The organism is Mesorhizobium sp. CNPSo 4688, from assembly GCF_057784295.1.
The window spans coordinates 60,369-82,373 of the sequence record NZ_JBWLUY010000008.1; the positions used below are offsets into that span (position 1 = coordinate 60,369).

Sequence of the window (22,005 nt, forward strand, 5' to 3'; positions counted from 1 at the left end):
GGAGCATCATGACCGATCTGCTTGCCGGCATTCGCGTTCTCGACCTGACCAATGTGCTGGCCGGGCCTTACTGCGCCTACCAGCTGGCGTTGCTCGGCGCCGACGTCATCAAGGTCGAGGCGCCGCAAGGCGGCGATCTGGCGCGCCAACTCGGCGCCTCGCCGGCGCTCAACAAAGCCGGCATGGGAGCCTCGTTCCTGGCGCAGAACGCCGGCAAACGATCGGTGATGCTCGATCTGAAGAAGGAGGTGGATCGCGAGCGTTTCCTCGACCTGGTCGCCTCGGCCGACGCGCTGGTCGAGAATTTTCGCCCCGGCGTGATGGAGCGCCTTGGGCTCGGCTATGAGAAGCTGAAAGAGGTTCGCCCCGGCCTCGTCTATTGCGCGATATCGGGGTTCGGCCAGACCGGGCCGATGCGCGACAATCCAGCCTACGACCAGATCATCCAGGGGCTTTCCGGCATTATGAGCATCACCGGCACGCCGGAGACCGCACCCTTGCGGGTCGGTTATCCCGTCGCTGACACGCTGGGTGGACTGGTCGGGGCCTTTGCCATTGCCGCAGCACTTGTGAAGCAGAAGACCTCAGGCGAGGGCGCGTTTCTCGATGTCTCGATGCTCGAATGCACGCTGTCGGCGCTCGGCTGGCCGGTGTCCAACTATCTGACGGCCGGGGTCGAGCCAAAGCCAATGGGCAATGAGAACATGACGGCTGCGCCCTCCGGCGCGTTCCGCACCGGCGACGGCCTGCTCAACATCGCCGCCAACAAGCAGGAGCAGTTCGTCACGCTGTGCCGGCTAATCGGCCAGCCGGAGCTGGCGTCGGATCCGCGCTTTGCGGAACGCGAGACCCGCAAGCAGAACCGCGCTGCCCTGAAGGGGCTGATCGAGACGGCGCTCGCCAGTGCCTCGGCCGCCGCCTGGGAAGAAAAGCTCAACCGCGCCGGCGTGCCGGCAGGCCGGGTGCTGACCATCCCGCAGGTGCTGGGCGAGCGCCAGGTGGTCGAGCGCGACATGACCACCCGCTTCCAGGGCCTGCCCGGCATGGACCAGCCGCTGACCGTCGTGCGCGGCGGCTTCATGGTCGATGGCGCGGCCCCTTTGCCGGTCCTGCCGCCGCCTGTACTCGGCGAACACATGGACGAGGTTTTTTCCACCCTGCCGCCGCGCACCAGGAGAAGCGCGTGAGCGAGCTTGAGAAAAAAACCGGCCGCGAGCGCGGTGAGGAATGGTGGCAGACCGGCATCATCGAGATGAGCCCGGGCATCATCCGGCTACGCGGCTATGAAATCCAGGATTTGATCGGCCGCGTCAGCTTTCCGGCAACGATCTGGCTGATGCTGCGCGGCGAACTGCCAAGCGAGGACCAGGCGGCGCTGCTTGGCATTGCGCTGGGGGCAGCCGTCGACCACGGGCCGCAGGCGCCGTCGATCGCCATTGCCCGCATGGCCATCACCTGTGGCGTCGGCATCAACAGCGCCATGGCCTCGGCCGTCAACGTGCTGGGTGACGTGCATGGCGGCGCGGGCGAACAGGCGCTGTCCTTCTACGGCGACATTGCCGTGGCGCTCGACCAGGGCGCGACGCTCAGCGAAGCCGTATCGGCCCGGCTCGATCGCTTCTTCGCCGACGAGAAGGGCTATGTGCCGGGGTTTGGCCACCGCTTCCATCCGATCGATCCGCGCGCGCCGCGGCTGATCGAGGTGACCCGCGATTTTGCCGCGCGCGGCGTCGTCAGCGGACGCTTCGCCGACATCGCCGAGGCGGTCGAGGCGGAGGTGGCGCGGCGCAAGCGCAAGAAGATACCGCTCAACATCGACGGCGCCACCGCCGTCATCTATGGCGAACTCGGCTTTCCGCCGCCGCTGACGCGCGGCTTGTTCGTGTTGTCGCGCTCGGTCGGCATCCTGGCGCATGCCTGGGAGCAGTCGCAGCAGAGCGACCGCAACAAGGGGCCGCTGCCGCGCGAATGGCTGTGGGCCTATACAGGCACGCCCGTGCGGCCGTTTCCCGCTGAAGGCGACGAGGGCAAGTGAGGCTCAGGCCTGGTCTGGCGCCGCTGGCTGCGTAGTCGCCAGGTTTGCCATCAATGTCGAAAGATCGGGCTCATCTATGAGCAACGCCGCGTCTTGCGGTTTGAGCCAGGCCCGCTGGCGGCTCTTGGCCTCTTGCCAGTTGGCCAGTTCCTCGGACACTTCGAGCAGGTAGACGACGACGTCGACGCGGACGAAATTGTTTTCCAATCGTTTCCAGTAGGAATAGCTGCCGGCCGGCGCCTTGCGGGTCTTGCCGAGCACGCCCGCCTCTTCGCGTGCTTCGATGGTGGCGGCCTTGCGCCCGCTCTTGCCTTTCATCGGCCAGCCCTTTGGCACGATGAAGCGCTTCGTCGTGCGCGACGTCACCAGCATCACTTCGAAATTACCGTCAGCGTCCAGGCGAAACGGTATGGCGGCGACCTGGCGAATCCGTTCACCTCGCCTTGCCTTGCGCACCGCCTTTTTCTTCGTCGTCGCCATTTGCTGATAACCCGGTCGACTGGCGCACCGCCGCACGCCGCCTGCAAACCCCAAAAATGCCCGCGAGGCAATGAAGCATTTTTATTAGATAAGTCGACTAAGTAAATCGCAAGCGACCGATATCAACGGCAAACACGCACAATCTGGTTGCCGACGATGTGAATCGGACAAGCTTGCCTGACGACCGGCACTTCAGGGCGCGGCTGCGGCACGATCCGGCGGTCCTGCTCGCGATATTGCTGCTGCTGTTGCTGGAACTGCTGCCGCTGCAGACTGTTGCGCAACTGCTGCAGCTCGTTCTGCTGGATCAGCCCGTTTGTGCCGGGATTGACGGCCTGCGCCGCGGCAGATTGCACCATGCCCGGCAGCGTCACCGCCGCCAGCATCGCCGACATCAGAATTGTCGATAGACGAAGCGTCGACATTCGTTCATTCCCGCACAGACATAGCCTCCCTTCTATATAGGGCGTTCGTCCCGATCCGCCATGGTTGCGAAATCGGCGGAGCCAGTGGCGGATGGGACCTGCCCGCACTTGACAGAAAAGATCGATTGAACGCTCTATCGGGCGCGGTCCTTGAGCGCAATGGCGGCTGGCTCGAGGCACAATCGGGAGATATTGATGAAAAGCAGGCAAGTATATTTCGCAGCGCTACTGGGCAGCGTCTGTATTCTTGGCCCGGCGGCGGTCACCGCGCAGACCAAGACCGACAAGGCAGCGCCTGCCGCCGCTGCCGCTGGCCCGACACTGCCTGGCGGCGCGTCGGCGCTGTCCGAAACCCATGGCGACTGGACGGTCAATTGCCAGATAACGGGGACCAATAAGGCCTGCAGCCTGTCGCATCAGCAGTTCAACAAGCAAACCAACCAGCGCCTGCTGGCAATAGAGCTGTCGAGCAAGAGCGGCGAGGATGCGGCCGGAACGCTGGCGCTGCCATTCGGCCTGGCGCTGGCCAAGGGCGTCAGCCTGACCATCGACGAGCAGAAGCTGGACGGCAGCCTGCCGTTCAACACCTGCCAGGCCGTCGGTTGTTTGGTTCCGGTGGCGTTCGACGCCAGCGTCACGCCGCTGCTCAAGGGAGCCACCACGCTGAAGATTGGCGCCTTCGCGGCCGACACCGGGCAAGCGGTGAGCTTTACCATCCCGCTCAACGGCTTCGGCGGCGCGCTGGCTCGGACGGCGGAATTGTCGGCCGACTGACCTTGGCTTCTTGGCTGCGAATACGGAGTCGGACGGGCCGCAAAGCTGAGCGGCGGTCCGTTAAGATTCGCCTTCTATCCTAAGTCCATGAAGCACTTCGCCCTGCGGCTCTTGTTCAGTTGCGTAGGCATTGCCGCCGGCGTTTATTTCCGCGATTTCTGGCGGTCTGATCTTGGGCCGCCAACATTTATCTTCCTGGTCTTTTTTACCACAACGGTAGTGATGAGCTGGCAGCTCAGAAGCAAGCCTCGGTGGTTCTTGATAGGGCTCATATTTGGCCTCGCAATCGCCATTCCCCTGACCATCACCTGGCTGGTAAATCTCTATGTGGGGATGGCCATCCTAATTCTGTTCTTGATTTTGGCCCTCAAGGCACGGTTTTTTGAGCAGTAGGGTGCGAAAAACTGGTCGGCGGGGTCATTCAACCTCGCGCAGCCGATACCCCACGCCGGTCTCGGTGGTGATGTAGCGCGGCTGGTCGGGCGATTTTTCGATCTTCTGCCTGAGCTGGCGGACATAGACTCTGAGATACTGCACATCGGTGGAATCGCCCCAAACCTGCTTCAACAGGAAATGGTGGGTGAGAACCTTGCCGGCGTGCTGCACAAGAATACGCAATATGTCGTATTCCTTCGGCGAGAGTTTTACCTCCTTGCCCTCGACCTTGACGATACGCTTGACCAGGTCGACGCTGAGATCGCCGGTGTTGAAGACCGGCTTTTCGCCCTGTTGCTGAAATTTGTGGCGCAGCGCCACGCGGATGCGGGCGACCAGCTCGTTCATGCCGAATGGTTTGGTGATGTAATCGTCGGCGCCCAGTTCCAGTGCGGCGACGATGCCGGCCTCGTCGGTGCGGCTGGACAGGATGACCACGGGGACGTCGAGCCCGTCGTCGCGCCATTTGCGCAAAAGATCGAGGCCGCCCATTCCGGGCAGGCCGAGATCGAGTAGGATCAGATCCGGCTTTTGCGTATCGACGATCTCGATCGCCGCCCTGGCGTTGGGCGCCTCGCTGACCGCATAGCCCTGGCTGCCGAGGCCGACGCGCAGCAGTTTGCGAATCGGCGGCTCGTCATCGACCACCAATATGCTGACGTTGGAATTTGTCATGCCAGATCACCGGATGTTTGCCCGTCCGCGCTTTGTTCGTCCATGCCGGGCGATTGTGACGGTCTCGGCATGCGGATGGTGAAGACGGCACCGGCGCGGTCACTGCGATTTGCCGCCGTGATCGTGCCGCCCATTGCTTCGATGAAGCCGCGGCAGATCGACAGGCCGAGCCCGGTGCCGGCCTGGACCTGATCGCGCTTGCGCACCCGGTAGAAGCTGTCGAAGATCCGCTCCAAGTCGGCGGATGGAATGCCCGGACCTTCATCCATGACCTGCAGCGCGACGGAGCCATTGTCGACCCAGCCCTGCAGCCGGATCGTCGATCCCTGCGGCGCGTATTTCGCAGCATTGTCGAGAAGGTTGAACAGCGCCTGCTCGAACAGGACGGGATCGAGCTTCAGCATCGGCAGATCGGGCGGAATATCGACCTCGGTCTTGTGCCCGGCAGTGATCTTGCGCGCCCGCTGCAAGGCCGAGCCGACGACATCGCCGACATAGTGAAGAGCGAAATTCGGCTCCATGGCGCCGGACTCGATCTTGGTCATGTCGAGCAGGTTGGCGATGAAGCGGTTCAGCCGCTCTGATTCGTCGAGCACGGTGGTCAGCAGCTCGGCTCGATCACTCTCGGGCAATGAGGGCGCGTATTCCCGCAGTGTGCCGGCAGCACCCATGATGGCCGCAAGCGGCGTCTTCAGATCATGGGAGATTGAGGTCAGCAGCGCCGAGCGCAGCCGGTCGGCCTCGGCCGCCAGATTGGCGCGGTCGACATCGGCGACCAACTGAATGCGCTCGATGGCGACCGCCGCCTGGTCGGCCAGCGCGTCGAGCAAGCGCTGCTGCTCAGGCGTCAGCAGCGGCCCTTGCTTGTCGTTGTCGAGGCCGACGACGCCGATGGCGGTGCGGCCTGTCCGCAAGGGCAGATAGAGGCGCTTAGCGCCGGGCAGCGTGTCGGCGCCACGGCCGGCGGCACGGTTGTGCTCCCAGGCCCAGCGGGCGGCGGCGATGTCGGCCTCGGCCAGTGTGTCGTCGGGTGGATAGCCGGCCTTGACGGTGATCGTGCCATCTTCTGGCAGCAGCAGCACCACGCGCAGTTTCAGCATCGAGGCGATCTGGAAGGCGGTGGCCCACAGCACGTCGTCGAGCGTGCCGGCGCCGGCGAGCTTCTTGGAGAATAGGTAGATATCCTCCGTCGCCCGGGCGCGTGAGCGGGCAGCGACCGCCTGGCGCTGCACGCGCGCCGTCAGGTTGCTGGCGATGACGGCAACGACAAGGAAGACGGCGAGCGCGACAATGCTCTCCGGATCCCGGATGGTGAGCGTGTAGCGCGGCTCGAGGAAAAAAAAGTTGAAGGCAAGGGCGCTGGCCACACAGGCATATAGAGCCGGCCACAGACCACCGGCCACCGCCGATGTCAGCACGCCGATGAGAAAGATGATCGCGAGATTGCGAACGTCGAGAAACTGGTCGAGCAGGGCGGCGAAACCGAGCGAGCCGGCAACGAAGGCCGTCGCCTTGAGATAGGGCCAGACATCGAACTGCCACTGCTCGTCCGCTGCCTTGACGTTCCGCGAGGCCGCCTCGTTACCGTGCTCGGTTCCCGAAATGACATGGACGCTGATGTCGCCGGCATTGCGGATGAGATCGTAGGTGAGCGAGCCTTCGATCAGCTCGCGCCAGCGCGACCGGGTTGGCCTGCCGATGACGATGTGGGTAAAATTGTTGGCCGTCGCGTGGCGGACGATGTCCTGGGCAACGTTCTGGCCCGGAATGGTCGTCACCTCGGCGCCGAGCTGCTCAGCCAGGCGCAGCAGCGTCGCCAGCCGGTCCTTGTCCTTCTCGGACATGGTGGCCGAACGCGGCGTGTCGACATGCAGTGCCGTCCAGGGCGCGCGCAGCCGGTCGGCCAGCCGGCGCGCATAGCGGATGCGGGAGGCTCCGCCCGGACGCGAGTCTACGCAGACAAGCACCCTTTCGCCGGCCGCCCACGGGCCAGGAATCGCGTGCGACTGCATGTGGTTGAGCAACTGCTCATCGACGCGCTGGGCGGTGCGGCGCAGCGCCAGTTCGCGAAGCGCCGTCAGATTGCCGGGCGAGAAATAGTTCTCGATCGCGCGCTGGGCGGTGTTGGGGAAATAGACCTTGCCTTCCTTCAACCGCTTGATCAGGTCGTCGGGGGTGAGATCGATGATCTCGATGTCGTCAGCCTGGTCGATGATGGAGTCGGGGACGGTTTCGCGCACTCGTACGCGAGTGATCTGCGCCACGACGTCGTTCAGGCTCTCGACATGCTGGATGTTGAGCGTGGTGTAGACGTCGATGCCGCGTGCCAGGAGTTCCTGGACGTCGAGATAACGCTTGGGGTGGCGGCTGCCTGGCGCATTGGTGTGGGCAAGCTCGTCGACAAGCACCAGCGCCGGACGGCGGGTGAGGATGGCGTCGATGTCCATCTCGTCCAGCACGCGGTCCTTGTAGCTGACCTTCTGGCGTGGGATGACCTCGTAGCCTTCGACCAGCGCCAGGGTTTCCTTGCGGCCGTGGGTTTCGACGATGCCGATCACCACGTCGACGCCGTCGGCCAGCCTGGCGCGGCCGGCCATCAGCATCTCATAGGTCTTGCCGACGCCGGGTGCCGCGCCCAGGAATATCCGCAGACGGCCACGCTCTTCCCGCTCCGCATGCTCGAGCAGTGCGTCCGGAGAGGGTCTGTTGTCGTTGCTTCTGTCGTCCGGCATCAGGCTCGATCATGAACGGCGCCGGGGATGCTGTCGATCCCCGGCACTAGGCTTCAAAGACTGTCTCTCACTTGGTATCGTCCAGCGCCAGGTTGAGCGCCAGAACATTGACGACCGGTTCGCCGAGGAAGCCAAGTTCGCGGCCTTCGACATGGCTGTCGACAAGCGCCTTGACCTTGGCTTCGTCAAAGCCCCTGGCCTTGGCCACCCTGGCGACCTGGAAATAGGCGGCCTCAGGGCTGATATCGGGATCGAGGCCGCTGCCGGAGGTGGTGACCAGGTCCATCGGCACCGGCTGGTTCGGATTCTCCGCCTTCAGCTTGTCGGCGTCGCCCTTGATGCGGTCAATCAGCTTGGGATTGGTCGGGCCGAGGTTGGAGCCGCTGGAGGCTGTGGCGTTGTAGCCGTCGCCGGCAGCCGAGGGGCGGCCATGGAAATATTTGTCGCCGGCAAAGCCCTGGCCGATCAGTTCGGAGCCGACGACCTTGCCGTCCTTTTCGATCAGGCTGCCATTGGCCTGGTGCGGAAACAGCGCCTGGGCGATGCCGGTCATCCCCAGGGGATAGACCAGGCCGGTCAGGACAGTGAAGAAGACGATCATGATGATCGCGGGTCGTATCTGGGTGAGCATGGACGTGTTTCCTTAAGCGAGGCCGAGGCCGGTGACGATCATGTCGATCGCCTTGATGCCGACGAAGGGAACGATGATGCCGCCGAGGCCGTAAACCAGCAGGTTGCGGCTGAGCAGGGCGCCGGCGCCGATGGCGCGGTATTTGACGCCTTTCAGCGACAGCGGGATCAGCGCGATGATGATCAGCGCATTGAAGATGATGGCCGACAGGATGGCGCTCTGCGGCGTCGCCAGGTGCATGATGTTGAGCGCCTGCAACGGACCGGTGGTATGCCCCGGCGCGACGTAGAAGACGGCGAACATCGCCGGGATGATGGCGAAATATTTGGCGACGTCGTTGGCGATCGAGAAGGTCGTCAGCGAGCCGCGCGTCATCAGCAGCGCCTTGCCGATCTCGACGATCTCGATCAGCTTGGTCGGATCGCTATCGAGGTCGACCATGTTGCCGGCCTCGCGGGCGGCAACCGTGCCGGTGTTCATAGCGACGCCGACATCGGCCTGGGCAAGGGCGGGCGCGTCGTTGGTACCGTCGCCGCACATGGCGACCAGCTTGCCCTTGGCCTGTTCGTCGCGGATCAGCTTCAGCTTGTCCTCCGGCGTTGCCTGGGCAAGGAAGTCGTCGACGCCGGCTTCCGCCGCGATCGCCGCCGCCGTCATCGGATTGTCGCCGGTGATCATCACCGTGCGGATGCCCATCTTGCGCAGCTCGGCGAAGCGCTCCCTGATGCCGCCCTTGACGATGTCCTTGAGGTGGACGACGCCGAGCAGGCGCCCGTCGCGCTCGACCGCCAGCGGCGTGCCGCCAGACTTGCCAATCTCGTCGGCGATCGCCTGGAGATCCCTGACGGTGTCGCTGCCGGGGCGCGCGCCATGGGTGGCCGATGTCGACTGGTTGACATAGGCGAGAACCGAATCGACCGCGCCCTTGCGCACCGACGAGCCATCGACGTCGACGCCGCTCATGCGGGTCTGCGCGGTGAAGGGCACGAAAGTGGCGTGCAGCGTTGCCATGTCGCGGGCGCGGATGGCGTATTTCTCCTTGGCCAGCACGACGATCGAGCGACCCTCAGGCGTCTCGTCGGCAAGCGAAGCCAACTGCGCCGCATCGGCCAGTTCCTGCTCGGTCACACCTTTGACCGGGCGGAATTCGGTGGCCTGGCGGTTGCCGAGCGTGATGGTGCCGGTCTTGTCGAGCAGCAGCGTGTCGACGTCGCCGGCGGCTTCCACGGCACGACCCGACATGGCCAGCACGTTGAAGCGCACCAGGCGGTCCATGCCGGCAATGCCGATGGCCGACAGCAGGGCGCCGATGGTGGTCGGGATCAAGGTGACGAACAGCGCGACCAGCACGGTCACCGAGATATAGCCGCCGGAATAGGAGGCAAAGCTCGGGATCGTTGCGGTGGCGAGCACGAAGATCAGCGTCATGCCGACCAGCAGGATGTTGAGCGCGATCTCGTTCGGTGTCTTCTGGCGCGCGGCACCTTCGACCAGCGAGATCATGCGGTCGAGGAAGGTGTGGCCGGAAGCGGCCGATATGCGCACGCGGATCCAGTCGGACAGAACCTGCGTGCCACCGGTGACGGCCGAACGGTCGCCGCCGGATTCGCGGATGACGGGTGCGGACTCGCCGGTGATCGCGGCCTCGTTGACCGACGCCACGCCTTCGATCACTTCGCCGTCGGACGGGATGATGTCGCCGGCTTCGACCAGCACGATGTCGCCGACCTTCAGGCTGGTGCCGGGCACCAGCTTGAATTTGGAGCGGTCCTCGCCGGCAAGCAGCTTGGCCTGGGTCTCGGTGCGCGCCCTGCGCAGCGAGTCTGCCTGCGCCTTGCCGCGGCCTTCGGCAACGGCTTCGGCGAAGTTGGCGAACAGCACGGTGAACCACAGCCAGATGATGATCTGCAGGGTGAAGCCGAAATCGCCGCCACCAGTGAAGCGATCCCTGACGAAGAGGACCGTGGTCAGCAGTGAGACGATGGCGACGACGAACATCACCGGGTTCTTGACCAGGGTGCGCGGGTCGAGCTTCCTGAAGGCGCCGCCGATGGCGGGCCACAGGATGCTGGCATCCATGATGACAGCGGATTTGGACTGGCTCATTTGGTGGCTCCAGTATCTGAACTGTTGGCTGGCACCGATCGATCGGATGCCGAGAAGAGATGCGGCGGCCTGTAGGCCAGAAGCCAGATCACGATCATGACTGCCGCGAGGCCGAGGAAGGTGGACACGCTGGGGAAGGGAGGGGGCGTTTCCTCCTCCTCAGTGCCGGCTCGCGGCCGGCCCTTCCTGCGTTTTGGGTTGAACCAGGACATGACAAGCCTCAGAAGGTCTGCCCGTGGATGGCAGCCAGGTGCTCGACGATCGGTCCGATCGCCAGTGCCGGGAAGAAGGTCAGGCCAACGACGATCAGGATGACGCCGACGAGCAGGCCGACGAACAGCGGACCATCGGTCGGGAAGGTGCCGGCCGAGGCAGGCACTGTCTTCTTGGCCACCAGCGAGCCGGCAATGGCCAGCGCCGGGATGATGACCAGGAAGCGGCCCATCAGCATGGTGATGCCGAGCGTGATGTTGTACCAGGGCGTGTTGCCGGAAAGGCCGCCGAAGGCCGAGCCGTTGTTGGCCGCGGCGGACGTGTAGGCATAGAGAACTTCGGAGAAGCCATGCGGCCCGCCATTGGCCATCGAGACCACGGCGCTAGGCAGCACCAGGGCGATGGCCGTGAAGGTCAGCATTGCCAGCGGCAGGCACAGGATGGCGAGCATCGCCATCTTGACCTCCTTGGCCTCGATCTTCTTGCCGAGATATTCCGGCGTGCGGCCGACCATCAGGCCGGCAACGAAGACGGCGACGATGATGAACATCATGATGCCGTAGAAGCCGGCGCCGACTCCGCCGACGATGACCTCGCCGAGCTGCATGTTGACCATCGGGATCAGGCCGCCAAGTGCGGTGAACGAGTCATGCATGGCGTTGACGGCGCCGCAGCTTGCTGCCGTGGTGATGACCGCGAACAGTGCCGAAGCGGCAATGCCGAAGCGGCTCTCCTTGCCTTCCATGTTGCCGCCGTCGATGCCAAGCGCGTGAACCAGCGGATTGCCGGCGGCTTCGGCCCAGTAGCAGATGGCGACGCCGGCGATGAACAGCACGCCCATCGTGGCCAGGATCGCCCAGCCCTGGCGCTGGTTGCCGACCATACGGCCGAAGACGTTGGTCAGCGCCGCGCCCAACGCGAAGATCGTCACCATCTGGATCAGGTTGGAGATAGCATCCGGGTTCTCGAAGGGATGCGCGGCATTGGCGTTGAAGAAGCCGCCGCCATTGGTGCCGAGCATCTTGATGGCGACCTGCGAGGCAACGGGGCCGAGCGCCAGCGTCTGCTTGGCGCCTTCCAGCGTGGTGGCGTCGACATACGGCCCCAGCGTCTGCGGTATGCCCAGCCAGACATAGACGAGGGTGAGCACGATGCAGAGCGGCAGCAGGATGTAGAGCGTGCAGCGGGTCATATCGACCCAGAAATTGCCGATCGACTTGACCGAGTGCCGGGCGAAGCCGCGGATCAGCGCCACCGCGATGGCGACGCCGACAGCCGCCGACATGAAGTTCTGCACGGTCAGACCGGCCATCTGCACGAGATAGGACATCGTGCTTTCGCCGCCGTAATTCTGCCAGTTGGTGTTGGTGACGAAGCTGACGGCGGTGTTGAAGGCGAGGTTGGGCTCGACAGCGGTCATGCCCGCCGGATTGTAAGGCAGCACACCTTGCAGGCGCTGCAGGACATAAAGCACCAGAAAGCTGGCGAGGCTGAAGAAGATGATGCCTGCCGAATAGGTCGTCCAGTGCTGCTCTTCGCGTTCACTGGTTCCCGAGATGCGATAAAGGCCGCGTTCAACCGGGCCAAGTATGGGCGAGAGAAAGGTGCGATCGCCGTTGAAGACGCGATACATGTAGCCGCCGAGCGGCTTCACCAGCAAAACGACGATCCCGCAATAGACGAGGATCTGTATCCATCCGTTGAGAGTCATGAGAATAGCTTTCCGTGCCTTGCGTCAGAAGCGTTCTGGGCGAACGAGGGCGTATGTCAGGTAGACGAGCAGGAACAAGGTTACGCCGCCACCGAGGATGTAATCGACAAGCATTGTGTGATCCTTCCGCTTAAAGCGCGTCGCAGGCTTTGATGTAGGCGAGGGAAAGAGCGAAAAACAAAACGTCGATCCCGATGACGACAATGTCCATTATATTGGTCCTTGCTTCTGCTTGTATTTGGCGCCAGCTGCTGGAGAGCCAGAAATTCCATGAGAACGACCCGCCGTACCTCGATCGGTCCCGACGGCCGGAGCGTTTTGCTCGTGGTGGAATATGGACCCGATCGCCATAAAGGTTCGAGACGGGGCCGGGAGGAAAGATATAAAATTCCTATAAAGATTTCCGGCGGATGGCTCGGTTTCGGGTCGCTCAAAAACCGATGCCTTGATATTGCGGCCTCTTGCGGCGGCGCCGTCTTTCGAAACAATGAGAGCGGGAGAACAAGGAAGAACAGATGCTCGACATGGCCCCATCGAAACAGGCGTCCACATGGCTTTCCGCCCTTGCGCGGGCGCTGGAAGCTGACGACGCCGAGGCCGCCGCCAATCTCTTTGTCGACGACTGCTACTGGCGCGATCTTCTGACCTTCACCTGGAACATCACGACCATGGAAGGCCGCGACGCCATCCGCGACATGCTGCAAGCGACGCTGGCGACAGCGAAGCCCTCACACTGGACCCTCTCCAGCGAGGCGACCTCGGACGAGGGCACTGTCGAGGCCTGGTTCACCTTCGAAACCTCTGTCGCGCGTGGCGAAGGGATCTTGCGGCTTCGGGATGGCCGCTGCCGGACCTTGTTCACGGCGATGCGCGAGCTCAAGGGGTTCGAGGAACAAAAGGGTCCGGCGCGGCCGCTGGGGATCCGCCACAAGGCCGATCCTGAGCGCGAGACCTGGGCGGAGGCGCGGGCGCGCGAGGCGCGCGACCTCGGCGCCACCGAGCAACCCTATTGCCTGGTCATCGGCGGCGGCCAGGGCGGCATCATGCTCGGCGCGCGGCTGAGGCAGCTCGGCGTGCCCACCATCATCATCGAGAAGAATGCGCGTCCCGGCGATTCCTGGCGCAACCGCTACCGCTCGCTCGTGCTGCACGATCCGGTCTGGTACGACCATCTGCCCTACATTCCGTTCCCGGAGAACTGGCCGGTGTTCACGCCCAAGGACAAGATGGGCGACTGGCTGGAGATGTATACCAGGGTGATGGAGGTCAATTACTGGGTCGCCACCAAATGCGTCAGCGCCAGCTATGACGAGGCCGAGAAGGTATGGACGGTGGTGGTCGACCGTGTCGGCCGACACATCACGCTGAAGCCGAAGCACATCGTCTTTGCCACCGGCGCCTACGGTCCGCCACGGAAGATCGCACTGCCCGGCGCCGAGACTTTCAAGGGCGAGCTCTTGCATTCCAGCCAGTATGCGAGCGGCGAGAAATTCCGCGGCAAAAAGGTCGCGGTCATCGGCGCGGCAAGCTCCGGCCATGACGTCAGCGTCGACCTCTGGGAGAGCGGCGCCGACGTCACCATGATCCAGCGTTCGCCGACGACGGTGGTGAAGTCCGACACGCTGATGGAAGTCGGCTTCGAGATCTTTTCGGAAAACGCATTGGCGCGCGGCATCACCACCGACAGAGCCGACATGATCGTCGCCTCGACGCCATTCGCGCTGGTGCCCAAGGGCCAGCGGGACCTCTACGAGGTGATCAAGGAACGCGACGCGGCGTTCTACGACCGGCTGCGCGCTTCAGGGTTCGCCATCGATTTCGGCGACGACGAGACCGGGCTTTTGATGAAAGCCTACCGCACCGGCTCCGGCTTCTACATCGATGTCGGCGCCTGCGAACTGATCATCAATGGCGAGATCAAGGTGAAGAGCGGCTTCGGTATCAAATCGCTGACGCCGACCGGCATTGCCTTCGACGACGGCAGCGAGCTGGCGGTCGATGCGATCATCTCGTGCACCGGCTATCAGTCGATGAACGAGACGGTGGCGGCCATCGTCTCTCGCGAGGTCGCCGACAAGGTCGGGCCATGCTGGGGCCTCGGCTCCGGCGTCAAGGGCGATCCCGGACCGTGGCAAGGCGAATTGCGCAACATGTGGAAGCCGACAGCGCAGGAGGCGCTATGGTTCCACGGCGGTAATCTGGCGCTGTCGCGGTTTTATTCGAAATATGTGGCGCTGCAGATCAAGGCGCGGATGGAGGGGATCGCGACGCCGGTTTATGGGGCGGTGAGTAATGCGGGCGCTGCTGATCTCCCCCCTTGAGGGGGAGATGTCGCCTTCGGCGACAGAGGGGGTCGCCGCGCGTGGAGCGCCGACTTTCATCCGCAGCGAGCAGGTCGCGTCCGGTCGAACCGACCCCCTCTGGCCTACCGGCCATCTCCCCCTCAAGGGGGGAGATTACCCACGCCCGAAATGCCTGGCTGCAACCTCGACATGCGTATGCGGTGCGTGCGGCTCGAACCTCTCGGTCTCATTGAAATCGCCGGCGTCGTTCGGCCACCAGACGCCGCCGATGGCGATGCCGTCCGAAGTTAGCCGCTGGTCGGCGACAAGTGCTGCGCCGACGGCGTCGACGAAGGTGAAGCGGCCGCGGCGCAGCCTGAGCACCGCGACATCGCCGACACCGCCCACCTTCAGCGTGCCGAGCTCCGGCCTGGCGATCGCCTCGGCCGGGCGCTGCGTCGCCGCGCGCAGCACTTCGACCAGCGGCATGCCGAGCGCCATCAGCTTCGACATGCAGACCAATATGTCGAAGGCGGGACCGTCGACACAGTAGAGATGCACGTCGCTGGAGATGACGTCGGGCGCCAGGCCCTCGGCCAGCATCGCTTTCGCCACCGCGAAGTCGAACGAGCCCATGCCGTGGCCGATGTCGAAGATGACGCCGCGTTCGCGCGCCAGATACATGTCCGGCCGCACGGCGCCGGAGGCGAAGACCGGTGCGTTGGGGAACGGGCGGAAGCAGTGGGTGAGGATATCGCCCTTGCGCAGGCGTGGCAGCACCTCGGAGCGGCCGGGCGGCGGCTCGTCTATATGCGCCATCAGCGGCAGGCCGGCCTGGTCGGCGGCTTCGAGCGCGAGATCCACCGGCGCAATGCCGCTGGTGCCGCCGGCATGCTTGCCGGAGCGCACCTTGACGCCGACGACGACGTCGGCGTGTTCTCGCACCGCCGCCACCGTCTCGCGCGGCTCGCAGAGCCTCAGATCGCTGCATTCGCCGACCGACACCGTCTGCGAAAAGCCGAATATGCCGGCGAAAGAGATGTTGACATAGGCGAGGATGCGCACCTTCGAGCGCTCGATGACATGGCGGCGGAAGCCGAGGAAATTGCCCGCACCGGCGCTGCCGGCGTCGATGAAGGTGGTGGTGCCGCTCTTGGCCGCCAGCCGGTCGGCGTCGACGCCGAGCGAGGTGCCGCCCCAGTAGACATGGCTGTGCAGGTCGATAAGGCCGGGCGTGACGATGCAGTCCCGGGCGTCGACGACCTGCGTGGCATGCTCGGCATCGATGGCGGCTTCGATCGCCGCGACGCGGCCATCGGCGATGGCGACGTCACGCACGGCGTCCAGGCCGGAGGCTGGATCGATCAGGCGGCCGCCCTTGATCAGGAGATCGAACTGCATCGGCGCCTCCGCTGGTATTTATCTACTGATCAAACCGGCCGGTAGGCGACGGCTTCGACCTCGATCTTGATGTCAATCATCAGCCGCGACTCGACCGTGGTGCGAGCCGGCGGGTTGCTGGGAAAATGTTTGGCGTAGACGGTGTTGAAGGCGCCGAAATCGCGCGCGTCCTCGAGCCAGACGGTGGTCTTGACGACATCGTCCATGGTGCAGCCGGCCAGTGCGAGTGCTGCCTTCACATTCTGCAGCACCTGCTCGGTCTGTTCGGTAATGCCGCCCTTGACCACGATGCGGTCGCTGTCGACCGGCACCTGGCCGGAGATATAGACGAAATCGCCAGCGCGCACCGCTGGCGACAGCGGCACATGCGATGTTCCAAAACACTGCTTGGGCAAGGGAAAACTCCTGTTCAGACTTGGGCGGATCACGCCTGCGGTTGCGTTTCAGCCGACCGCTCTACGCCTCTCCCCATGATCCTCATAGGGGGCTTTTGGGAAAGCAAGATTTTTCCAGATGCGTGTTGCTTTATCAGGGCCCGGCCAGCATCTTGCGCGTCGCATTTCCCGACAGGAGATTTTTTAAATGACCTTCGACAAGAACCCGTTTCCGGAAGGCGATGCCGATCGTCACGCGCTCTGGGAAATGCTGGTGCGGCGCGACATCGACGCCTTCATCGGTCAGGACTGGTCGATGGTCGAGGATGATTTCGTCGCCGAAAGTTTCTTCGGCATGCACGCGCATTTCCTCAGCGATGCCGATGCCTGGCGGCTGCAATTCCCGAGCCTTGCCGTCTATCGCGACGAATGGCTGCGCCAGGCCAAGGAGACGGCGGCGACCAAATTCGCCGAGCCGCTGCGCGAAGCCCTGTTTCGCGTCACCAATATGCGCGACATCGATGTCGACGGCGATCGCGCGGTGCTGCACAAGAAGTTCAACGGTTCGGTGGCCAAGGCCGACGGCACGGTCGACAGGCTGAAATGGCAGACCTTGTATTTCTGCAGGAAAGTGGCGGGGCGCTGGAAGATTGCCGGCTTCGTCGGCTACATGCCGCACCCCCTGGGGAGCTGAGGCGCGCTCCGCAACGTCAGTAGGCTAATGCCGGCCTTCGCGCACGAACATGTTTGCTTCCCGGGCTGCGGCGGTGAAGGCGCGGCGCGCCGTGCCAACCGCGCGGCGCTGCTCCATCGCATCCATCATCGCTTTCAACGCGGAGCGGTATTTTGGCCCGCGCTCTTCGTCCGGCCATCCGTCGACCAGCAGGGAGGCTGCCTGGACCGTTCTGGTAACGGTCAGGCCGCTGCCTTCGCTTTCGATGGTCACGGGAACGTCGAATTGTTCATCACGCATTGACGCTACTCCTGGAACTCAACCCTTTGTTTTGACGCAATTCCCAAGGGAAAGCGCTACGCGCTTTTTCCGGGAAAGCCGCTCACACTTTTCCTGGAATTGCTCGAACTTGAAGACGTCAGAAACGGCGTAATGCTCGTTTCGTTCCAGCGTCACTGCTTGCGGTGGTCGAATACGACCGCCATGGTCTTACCAATTGCCGCCATCACGATCAGTTCGACCAGATCGTCGTCGCTGTCGATGCAAGTCGGAGCCATGCGGCGGATGGCGTCGAGCGCCGCCCTGGTCGAGACGGTATCGCCGGCGCGGAATTTGGAAAGCGCAGAGGAAACAAGATTTTGAGCTGTCAGATCGATGACAGGTACGCTCGATACTGCGTTCATTGGCTTCCTCCTGCCAAGAACCCTCACCCGCAGGAATGATACGCCGAACGGCGATTTCCGCCAGCGGAATCGTGGTCCGACCAGATTGCCGAGCGGGCACGTTTGCGTGTTTGATAAGGTCGAGCCAACAGTGTCCAGGAACCGGCCCGAACATGAAACTGTACTTCAGCCGCAATCCCAATCCGCGCCTCGCGGTTGCAACGGCGCGTCATCTCAGGGTCAAGGTCGAGTTTGAGTTCGCGGCACCCATGGCGCCGGGGCAGGCCGAGCGGTTCCGACCGCTCAATCCCAATCTTACCCTGCCGACATTGGCATGGCCCGGCGGCAGCCTCTGGGAGGCCGACGCCATAGCCTGACTGCTGTCGCGCGAGGCGGGTTCGGATTTCTGGCGCAATGGCGACGACCAACCCGACATGATCCGCTGGTTGAGCTGGGGCAAGGAGAATTTCGTCAGGGCCCGCGACACCGTGCATTTCGAGCGCGGCACCAAGCAGCGCTACGGGATTTGGCCCGATCGACCAGGGTAAGGTCGAGGAAGGAACGGGCGAGTTTCACAGGGCGGCAGGGATTCTCGAGGCCGAACTGTCCCAACGGCAGTGGCTGGTCGGCAGCTCACTTTCCTATGCCGATTTTCGCATGGCGACGTTCCTGCCCTTCAACGATGTCGCCGGCCTGCCGTTGGATGATTATCCATCGGTCCTCAGTTGGTATCGCCGGCTCGAGGCCATCGACGCCTGGCGCGATCCCTTTGACGGGCTGGATGCGCCGCTTTTGCCGCCGGTGAAGCCGGTCTAGCCAGCTTTTCAACCGACCAGGCCGGCCAAGTGTGGCGCTTTGGCAGCATAGGTGTGGAACACCGGGCCCGTTGCCTCGGCGCGCTCGACGGCTTGCGGTCGGGTTGATAAGCCCTCTCCTCAAGGAGAGTCGCGACATGACCGTAGCCATCGAGATGGGACAGACGTCGGCGGGCGCGCCGGCAGCGCTCGACCTTGAGGAGCTGCTGGCGACCCGGCTTCTGGTGCAGGGCAATTCCGGCTCCGGCAAATCGCATCTTTTGCGCCGGCTCTTGGAGCAGAGCGCGCCCTGGGTACAGCAGACCATCATTGATCCCGAAGGCGATTTCGTCTCGCTGGGCGACCATTACGGCCATCTGGTGATCGATGCCGAGGAGCATACGGAGCGCGGCCTGCAGGCGGCCGGCGAGCGCGCGCGCATCCACCGCGTCTCCACCGTGCTCAATCTCGAAGGGCTCGACGCCGAGAACCAGATGCGTCGCGCCGCTGCCTTTCTCGGCGGCCTCTTCGAAGTCGCCCGCGAGCACTGGTACCCGATGCTGGTGGTGGTTGACGAGGCGCAGCTGTTCGCCCCGGCGGTGGCCGGCGAGGTTTCCGACGAAGCGCGCAAGCTCTCGCTCGGCGCCATGACCAATCTGATGTGTCGTGGCCGCAAACGCGGCCTTGCCGGCATCATCGCCACCCAGCGGCTGGCCAAGCTCGCCAAGAATGTCGCGGCGGAAGCCTCAAATTTCCTCATGGGCCGCACCTTTCTCGACATCGACATGGCGCGCGCCGCCGACCTTCTCGGCATGGAGCGGCGCCAGGCCGAGGCGTTCCGTGACCTGGAGCGGGGGCACTTCATGGCGCTCGGGCCGGCGCTGTCACGCCGTCCGCTCGGCGTGCGCATCGGCCAAACCGAGACAAGTCCGCGCAACGGGACGCCGCGGCTGATGGCGATGCCGGAATCAGCACTTGAGGACGCCCGCGCGATCATCCTCGCGGCGCCGCCGCCCGAGACGATGCGCGCACCGCGCCGGGTGGCATCGCCCGACCTGCTCGACCAGCTGATGGCGGCCAAGTCTGCGGCGCTGGAGATCCGCCCCGAACCGGCGGAGCCGGCGGTAAGCGCCGAGGATCTGGCCGAGCGGCGAGAGCGGGTGGACCGTGTCCTGCGCGCCATCCTGGCGCAGCCCGATGCGGGCTTTCGCGTCATCGGCGTGCTCTATCAGGAGTTCGTGGTCCGCTGCCGCATCGAAGGGCTTGCTTCGGTGGTGCCGGACCTCTCCGAATTCCGCCGCATGCTGACGCGCGCCCGCGCCGGTCTCGGCGCCGACATGGCAGGCGACGACGCCTGGCAGGATGTCTCGGTGCGCGCCTCGCTGCTGCCCGAGGACATGCAGGGCGTGTTCATGATGATCGCGCGCGCCGCCAAGGAGGGCTGGCCGTGCCCGAGCGACGCGGCGATCGCGCGCGCCTACGGTTCGCACTCGCTGCGCCGCGCCAGGCGGCTGCTCACCTATATCGAGGAGCAGGGTCTCATCGTCTGCCAGCTCGACGGCACCGGCCGCCGCACGGTGACGCTGGTCGAACTCGCCTGGGCAACGGCGCCCGGCGACCCCAATGCCGTGGAGGCGGAGCAGGGCAGTTTGGCACTGTGAGGCACGCCATGACGGTCGCTCGCGGGCGTAGCACATCGCTTATGTAGGCGGTTCTGAACAAGATGTGTTTCGCCGATCGGTGCGCGGCGAATTATGATGGCTTTCTGAGAATCGCAGAACGGTTGGGGCGGGAGGGTTGTCGGGGTGCGGTTGAAATTTCTGGCTGTCTTTGTCCTCGGCATCCTTGCCGTTGCCGTCATTGCGATCACGGTGTCGGCCCGGTCGTTTGCCGCGTCCTCCGATATCCCGGCATGGTTGCAGGCCCATGTCGGCGATGGCGACGGCGAAATCTCTCAAGTGGTGCTGGAACGGGCGCGCGCGCTTTATCAGGAGAAGGTGTCTCAGGGCGCTGTCCACAATGGCTGCTATTTCGCCATGGATGCGACGCGTCCGGGCGATCTCGGCGGCGGTGCATTGGGGCGGCGCTACTACGTCATCTGCGAAGCCAAGCAGTCGTTTCGTGCGATTTCGTCAGGGCATGGCGGCGGCCGCAATCTGAAGGGCGTCGTCGATTTCTCCAACGGGAAACGCTGTGCGAAAAACTTCGGCAATGCCCTGGACTCGTCCTTGACGATGGGCGGCGCCTATATGACCAGCGAAGCAAAAACGTCATTCAAGGGTTTCTATCGCGTCGGCGCGAAGCAGGATCAGATTCTGCAACGCACCTTTATACAGTTCGACGGCGAGGGTGAGACGGCGAATGCCAGGCAGCGTGTGATCGGCGGCCATGCGGCGCGGCTGTTGCGCGGCATGTGCCTGCGCAAGAAGTCGAACAGCTCCTACGCCGACCATGACGGCTTTGTGCCCTACGGCAAGCTGGTCGACTATGCCGGCGGCCGCAGCAATGGCTGCACCAGCTGGTCGCCGGCCGATGCCGACCAGATCATTTCGATGGTGAAGGGCAATCCGACGACGCTCTACATCTACCCGGAATCGCGCGACATCGCCGCCGTCGGCAAAGCCGGCGCCTACTGGAACGCGTCCTGCCTGAAGGAGATCGGCAAGCCGAAATTCTGGCCGCGCCAGCGCCTCGAGCCGATCATCGTGCAATACAAGAAGGACAACCCGCCACCGCCGCCGCAGCCGCTGCCGATCTGCAGCGGGCCGTGAGGCGATGAGAGCTCGGCTCGGCATTGTCGCGGCGCGGGCTGGGCCGCGCCGCCGTCGATTGCGATGGGGTGGGTAGCTCTACTGATTGATCTCGGGTTCGACGAGCTTTGCCAGGTTGCGCAGCGATTCCTGCCAGCCCAGATAGCAAGCCTCGGCCGGAATGGCGTCCGGAATGCCTGCCTGCGTGATATCGAGTTCCGTGCCGACCGACACTTTCTTCAAGGTCACGGTCACCATGATCTCGCCGGGCAGGTTGGGATCGTCGAACCTGTCAGTGTAGCGCAGGCGTTCGCCGGGAACGAGCTCGAGATATTCACCGCCGAAGGCGTGGCTGCCGCCCGTGGTAAAGTTGCGGAACGACATCTTGAAAGTGCCGCCGACTTTCGCCTCGAAGTGATGAACCGTGCAGGTAAAACCGTTAGGCGGAAGCCATTTCGCCAGTGCATCGGCTTCAGTGAACGCGCGGTAGACCTTCTCCGGGCTGGTCGTCAGAACGCGGTGCAAACGTACGGTGCTTGGCATGTCCTCGGTATCCTTTGTGGTTTCGTTGGTCGATGCCTCAAGGACGGGTGGACTTCACCCGGTCCGACACAGCCTGTCAAATTTCTTGGGCCCGTTGCCTGCGACCATCCATCCCGCGATTTCGGAGCGCTGCTTCGATCATGCAGCCGCAGCGCGACGAATTGCATGCATCATCGACAATTTGCCTAATCTTTCGGCACAAATTTCACAATATTTATTAAAATTTATCAAGTCTCACCCTTAAATTGTATTAGAGGTGTCTTATTATACTCAGCTTGATATATTTTCACGAGTGACGATCTTCTTCGT

At 63.7% G+C, this 22,005-nt stretch carries 21 protein-coding genes and 1 pseudogene; 9 read left to right on the plus strand and 13 right to left on the minus strand.

The window, feature by feature from the left end:
• Positions 1 to 8 precede the first annotated feature (8 nt).
• Positions 9 to 1,187 (plus strand): CaiB/BaiF CoA transferase family protein, encoded by a 1,179-nt coding sequence (locus AC04SH_RS16295; RefSeq protein ID WP_488575777.1) that lies wholly within the window; start codon positions 9 to 11, stop codon positions 1,185 to 1,187.
• Positions 1,184 to 2,035, plus strand: a complete 852-nt coding sequence (locus AC04SH_RS16300; protein WP_488575778.1) for a citryl-CoA lyase — start codon at positions 1,184 to 1,186, stop codon at positions 2,033 to 2,035. Before AC04SH_RS16295 ends, AC04SH_RS16300 begins: the two co-directional genes overlap by 4 nt.
• A 3-nt stretch (positions 2,036 to 2,038) precedes the next feature.
• Here AC04SH_RS16300 and AC04SH_RS16305 read toward each other — a convergent pair whose 3' ends face one another.
• The gene (locus AC04SH_RS16305) at positions 2,039 to 2,515 is read right to left on the minus strand and encodes an NUDIX hydrolase (RefSeq protein WP_488575779.1); all 477 of its coding nucleotides are present in this window, start codon (positions 2,513 to 2,515) and stop codon (positions 2,039 to 2,041) included.
• Positions 2,516 to 2,637: 122 nt separating this feature from the next.
• Positions 2,638 to 2,940, minus strand: coding sequence for a hypothetical protein (locus AC04SH_RS16310; protein WP_488575780.1), 303 nt, complete (start codon positions 2,938 to 2,940; stop codon positions 2,638 to 2,640).
• A 195-nt stretch (positions 2,941 to 3,135) separates the two neighbouring features.
• On the opposite strand from AC04SH_RS16310, the gene AC04SH_RS16315 reads away from it, so the two are divergent.
• Together AC04SH_RS16315 and AC04SH_RS16320 are read left to right on the plus strand one after the other, a co-directional pair.
• A complete protein-coding gene (locus AC04SH_RS16315; protein ID WP_488575781.1) occupies positions 3,136 to 3,714 on the plus strand; it encodes an invasion associated locus B family protein in 579 nt (192 codons plus the stop codon).
• Between the two features lie 87 nt (positions 3,715 to 3,801).
• Positions 3,802 to 4,107, plus strand: a complete 306-nt coding sequence (locus tag AC04SH_RS16320) for a hypothetical protein (protein ID WP_488575782.1) — start codon at positions 3,802 to 3,804, stop codon at positions 4,105 to 4,107.
• Between the two features lie 24 nt (positions 4,108 to 4,131).
• Here the strand turns inward: AC04SH_RS16320 and AC04SH_RS16325 are convergent, their stop codons facing one another.
• The 6 genes from AC04SH_RS16325 to AC04SH_RS16350 form a co-directional block, all read right to left on the minus strand.
• Entirely contained in the window at positions 4,132 to 4,824 is a 693-nt protein-coding gene (locus tag AC04SH_RS16325; protein ID WP_488575783.1) for a response regulator transcription factor, read from the minus strand.
• Entirely contained in the window at positions 4,821 to 7,556 is a 2,736-nt protein-coding gene (locus AC04SH_RS16330) for a DUF4118 domain-containing protein (RefSeq protein ID WP_488575784.1), read from the minus strand. The genes AC04SH_RS16325 and AC04SH_RS16330 overlap by 4 nt, the downstream gene beginning before the upstream one ends.
• Before the next feature lie 67 nt (positions 7,557 to 7,623).
• Complete coding sequence (gene kdpC / locus AC04SH_RS16335) at positions 7,624 to 8,187, minus strand: potassium-transporting ATPase subunit KdpC (RefSeq protein WP_477233242.1); 564 nt, start codon at positions 8,185 to 8,187, stop codon at positions 7,624 to 7,626.
• A gap of 12 nt (positions 8,188 to 8,199) precedes the next feature.
• The gene (gene kdpB, locus AC04SH_RS16340; RefSeq protein WP_488575785.1) at positions 8,200 to 10,293 is read right to left on the minus strand and encodes a potassium-transporting ATPase subunit KdpB; all 2,094 of its coding nucleotides are present in this window, start codon (positions 10,291 to 10,293) and stop codon (positions 8,200 to 8,202) included.
• 220 nt (positions 10,294 to 10,513) lie between these two features.
• Complete coding sequence (kdpA, locus tag AC04SH_RS16345) at positions 10,514 to 12,217, minus strand: potassium-transporting ATPase subunit KdpA (protein WP_488575786.1); 1,704 nt, start codon at positions 12,215 to 12,217, stop codon at positions 10,514 to 10,516.
• Between the two features lie 24 nt (positions 12,218 to 12,241).
• Entirely contained in the window at positions 12,242 to 12,331 is a 90-nt protein-coding gene (locus AC04SH_RS16350) for a K(+)-transporting ATPase subunit F (protein ID WP_023669708.1), read from the minus strand.
• Between the two features lie 401 nt (positions 12,332 to 12,732).
• Between AC04SH_RS16350 and AC04SH_RS16355 the strand changes: the two genes are divergently transcribed.
• A complete protein-coding gene (locus AC04SH_RS16355; protein ID WP_488575787.1) occupies positions 12,733 to 14,538 on the plus strand; it encodes an NAD(P)/FAD-dependent oxidoreductase in 1,806 nt (601 codons plus the stop codon).
• Positions 14,539 to 14,673: 135 nt separating this feature from the next.
• On the opposite strand, the gene AC04SH_RS16360 is transcribed toward AC04SH_RS16355, so the two are convergent.
• Entirely contained in the window at positions 14,674 to 15,900 is a 1,227-nt protein-coding gene (locus AC04SH_RS16360) for an amidohydrolase/deacetylase family metallohydrolase (RefSeq protein WP_488575788.1), read from the minus strand.
• A gap of 29 nt (positions 15,901 to 15,929) precedes the next feature.
• Complete coding sequence (locus tag AC04SH_RS16365) at positions 15,930 to 16,295, minus strand: RidA family protein (protein WP_488575789.1); 366 nt, start codon at positions 16,293 to 16,295, stop codon at positions 15,930 to 15,932.
• Positions 16,296 to 16,482: 187 nt separating this feature from the next.
• Here AC04SH_RS16365 and AC04SH_RS16370 point away from each other — a divergent pair, with 187 nt between their 5' ends.
• Positions 16,483 to 16,968 (plus strand): hypothetical protein, encoded by a 486-nt coding sequence (locus AC04SH_RS16370; RefSeq protein ID WP_488575790.1) that lies wholly within the window; start codon positions 16,483 to 16,485, stop codon positions 16,966 to 16,968.
• 24 nt (positions 16,969 to 16,992) lie between these two features.
• On the opposite strand, the gene AC04SH_RS16375 is transcribed toward AC04SH_RS16370, so the two are convergent.
• Together AC04SH_RS16375 and AC04SH_RS16380 are read right to left on the minus strand one after the other, a co-directional pair.
• On the minus strand, positions 16,993 to 17,247 hold the full coding sequence (locus AC04SH_RS16375; protein WP_488575791.1) for a DUF982 domain-containing protein: 255 nt from the start codon (positions 17,245 to 17,247) through the stop codon (positions 16,993 to 16,995).
• Between the two features lie 152 nt (positions 17,248 to 17,399).
• The gene (locus tag AC04SH_RS16380; RefSeq protein WP_477233234.1) at positions 17,400 to 17,630 is read right to left on the minus strand and encodes a hypothetical protein; all 231 of its coding nucleotides are present in this window, start codon (positions 17,628 to 17,630) and stop codon (positions 17,400 to 17,402) included.
• A 152-nt stretch (positions 17,631 to 17,782) separates the two neighbouring features.
• On the opposite strand from AC04SH_RS16380, the pseudogene AC04SH_RS16385 reads away from it, so the two are divergent.
• The 3 genes and pseudogenes from AC04SH_RS16385 (at position 17,783) to AC04SH_RS16395 (ending at position 21,174) form a co-directional block, all read left to right on the plus strand.
• Positions 17,783 to 18,425 (plus strand): annotated as a pseudogene (locus AC04SH_RS16385) (glutathione S-transferase family protein).
• 136 nt (positions 18,426 to 18,561) lie between these two features.
• On the plus strand, positions 18,562 to 20,064 hold the full coding sequence (locus AC04SH_RS16390; RefSeq protein WP_488575792.1) for a helicase HerA domain-containing protein: 1,503 nt from the start codon (positions 18,562 to 18,564) through the stop codon (positions 20,062 to 20,064).
• A 144-nt stretch (positions 20,065 to 20,208) separates the two neighbouring features.
• Entirely contained in the window at positions 20,209 to 21,174 is a 966-nt protein-coding gene (locus AC04SH_RS16395; RefSeq protein ID WP_488575793.1) for a hypothetical protein, read from the plus strand.
• A gap of 78 nt (positions 21,175 to 21,252) precedes the next feature.
• Here the strand turns inward: AC04SH_RS16395 and AC04SH_RS16400 are convergent, their stop codons facing one another.
• A complete protein-coding gene (locus AC04SH_RS16400; protein WP_488575794.1) occupies positions 21,253 to 21,696 on the minus strand; it encodes an SRPBCC family protein in 444 nt (147 codons plus the stop codon).
• Positions 21,697 to 22,005 lie beyond the last annotated feature (309 nt).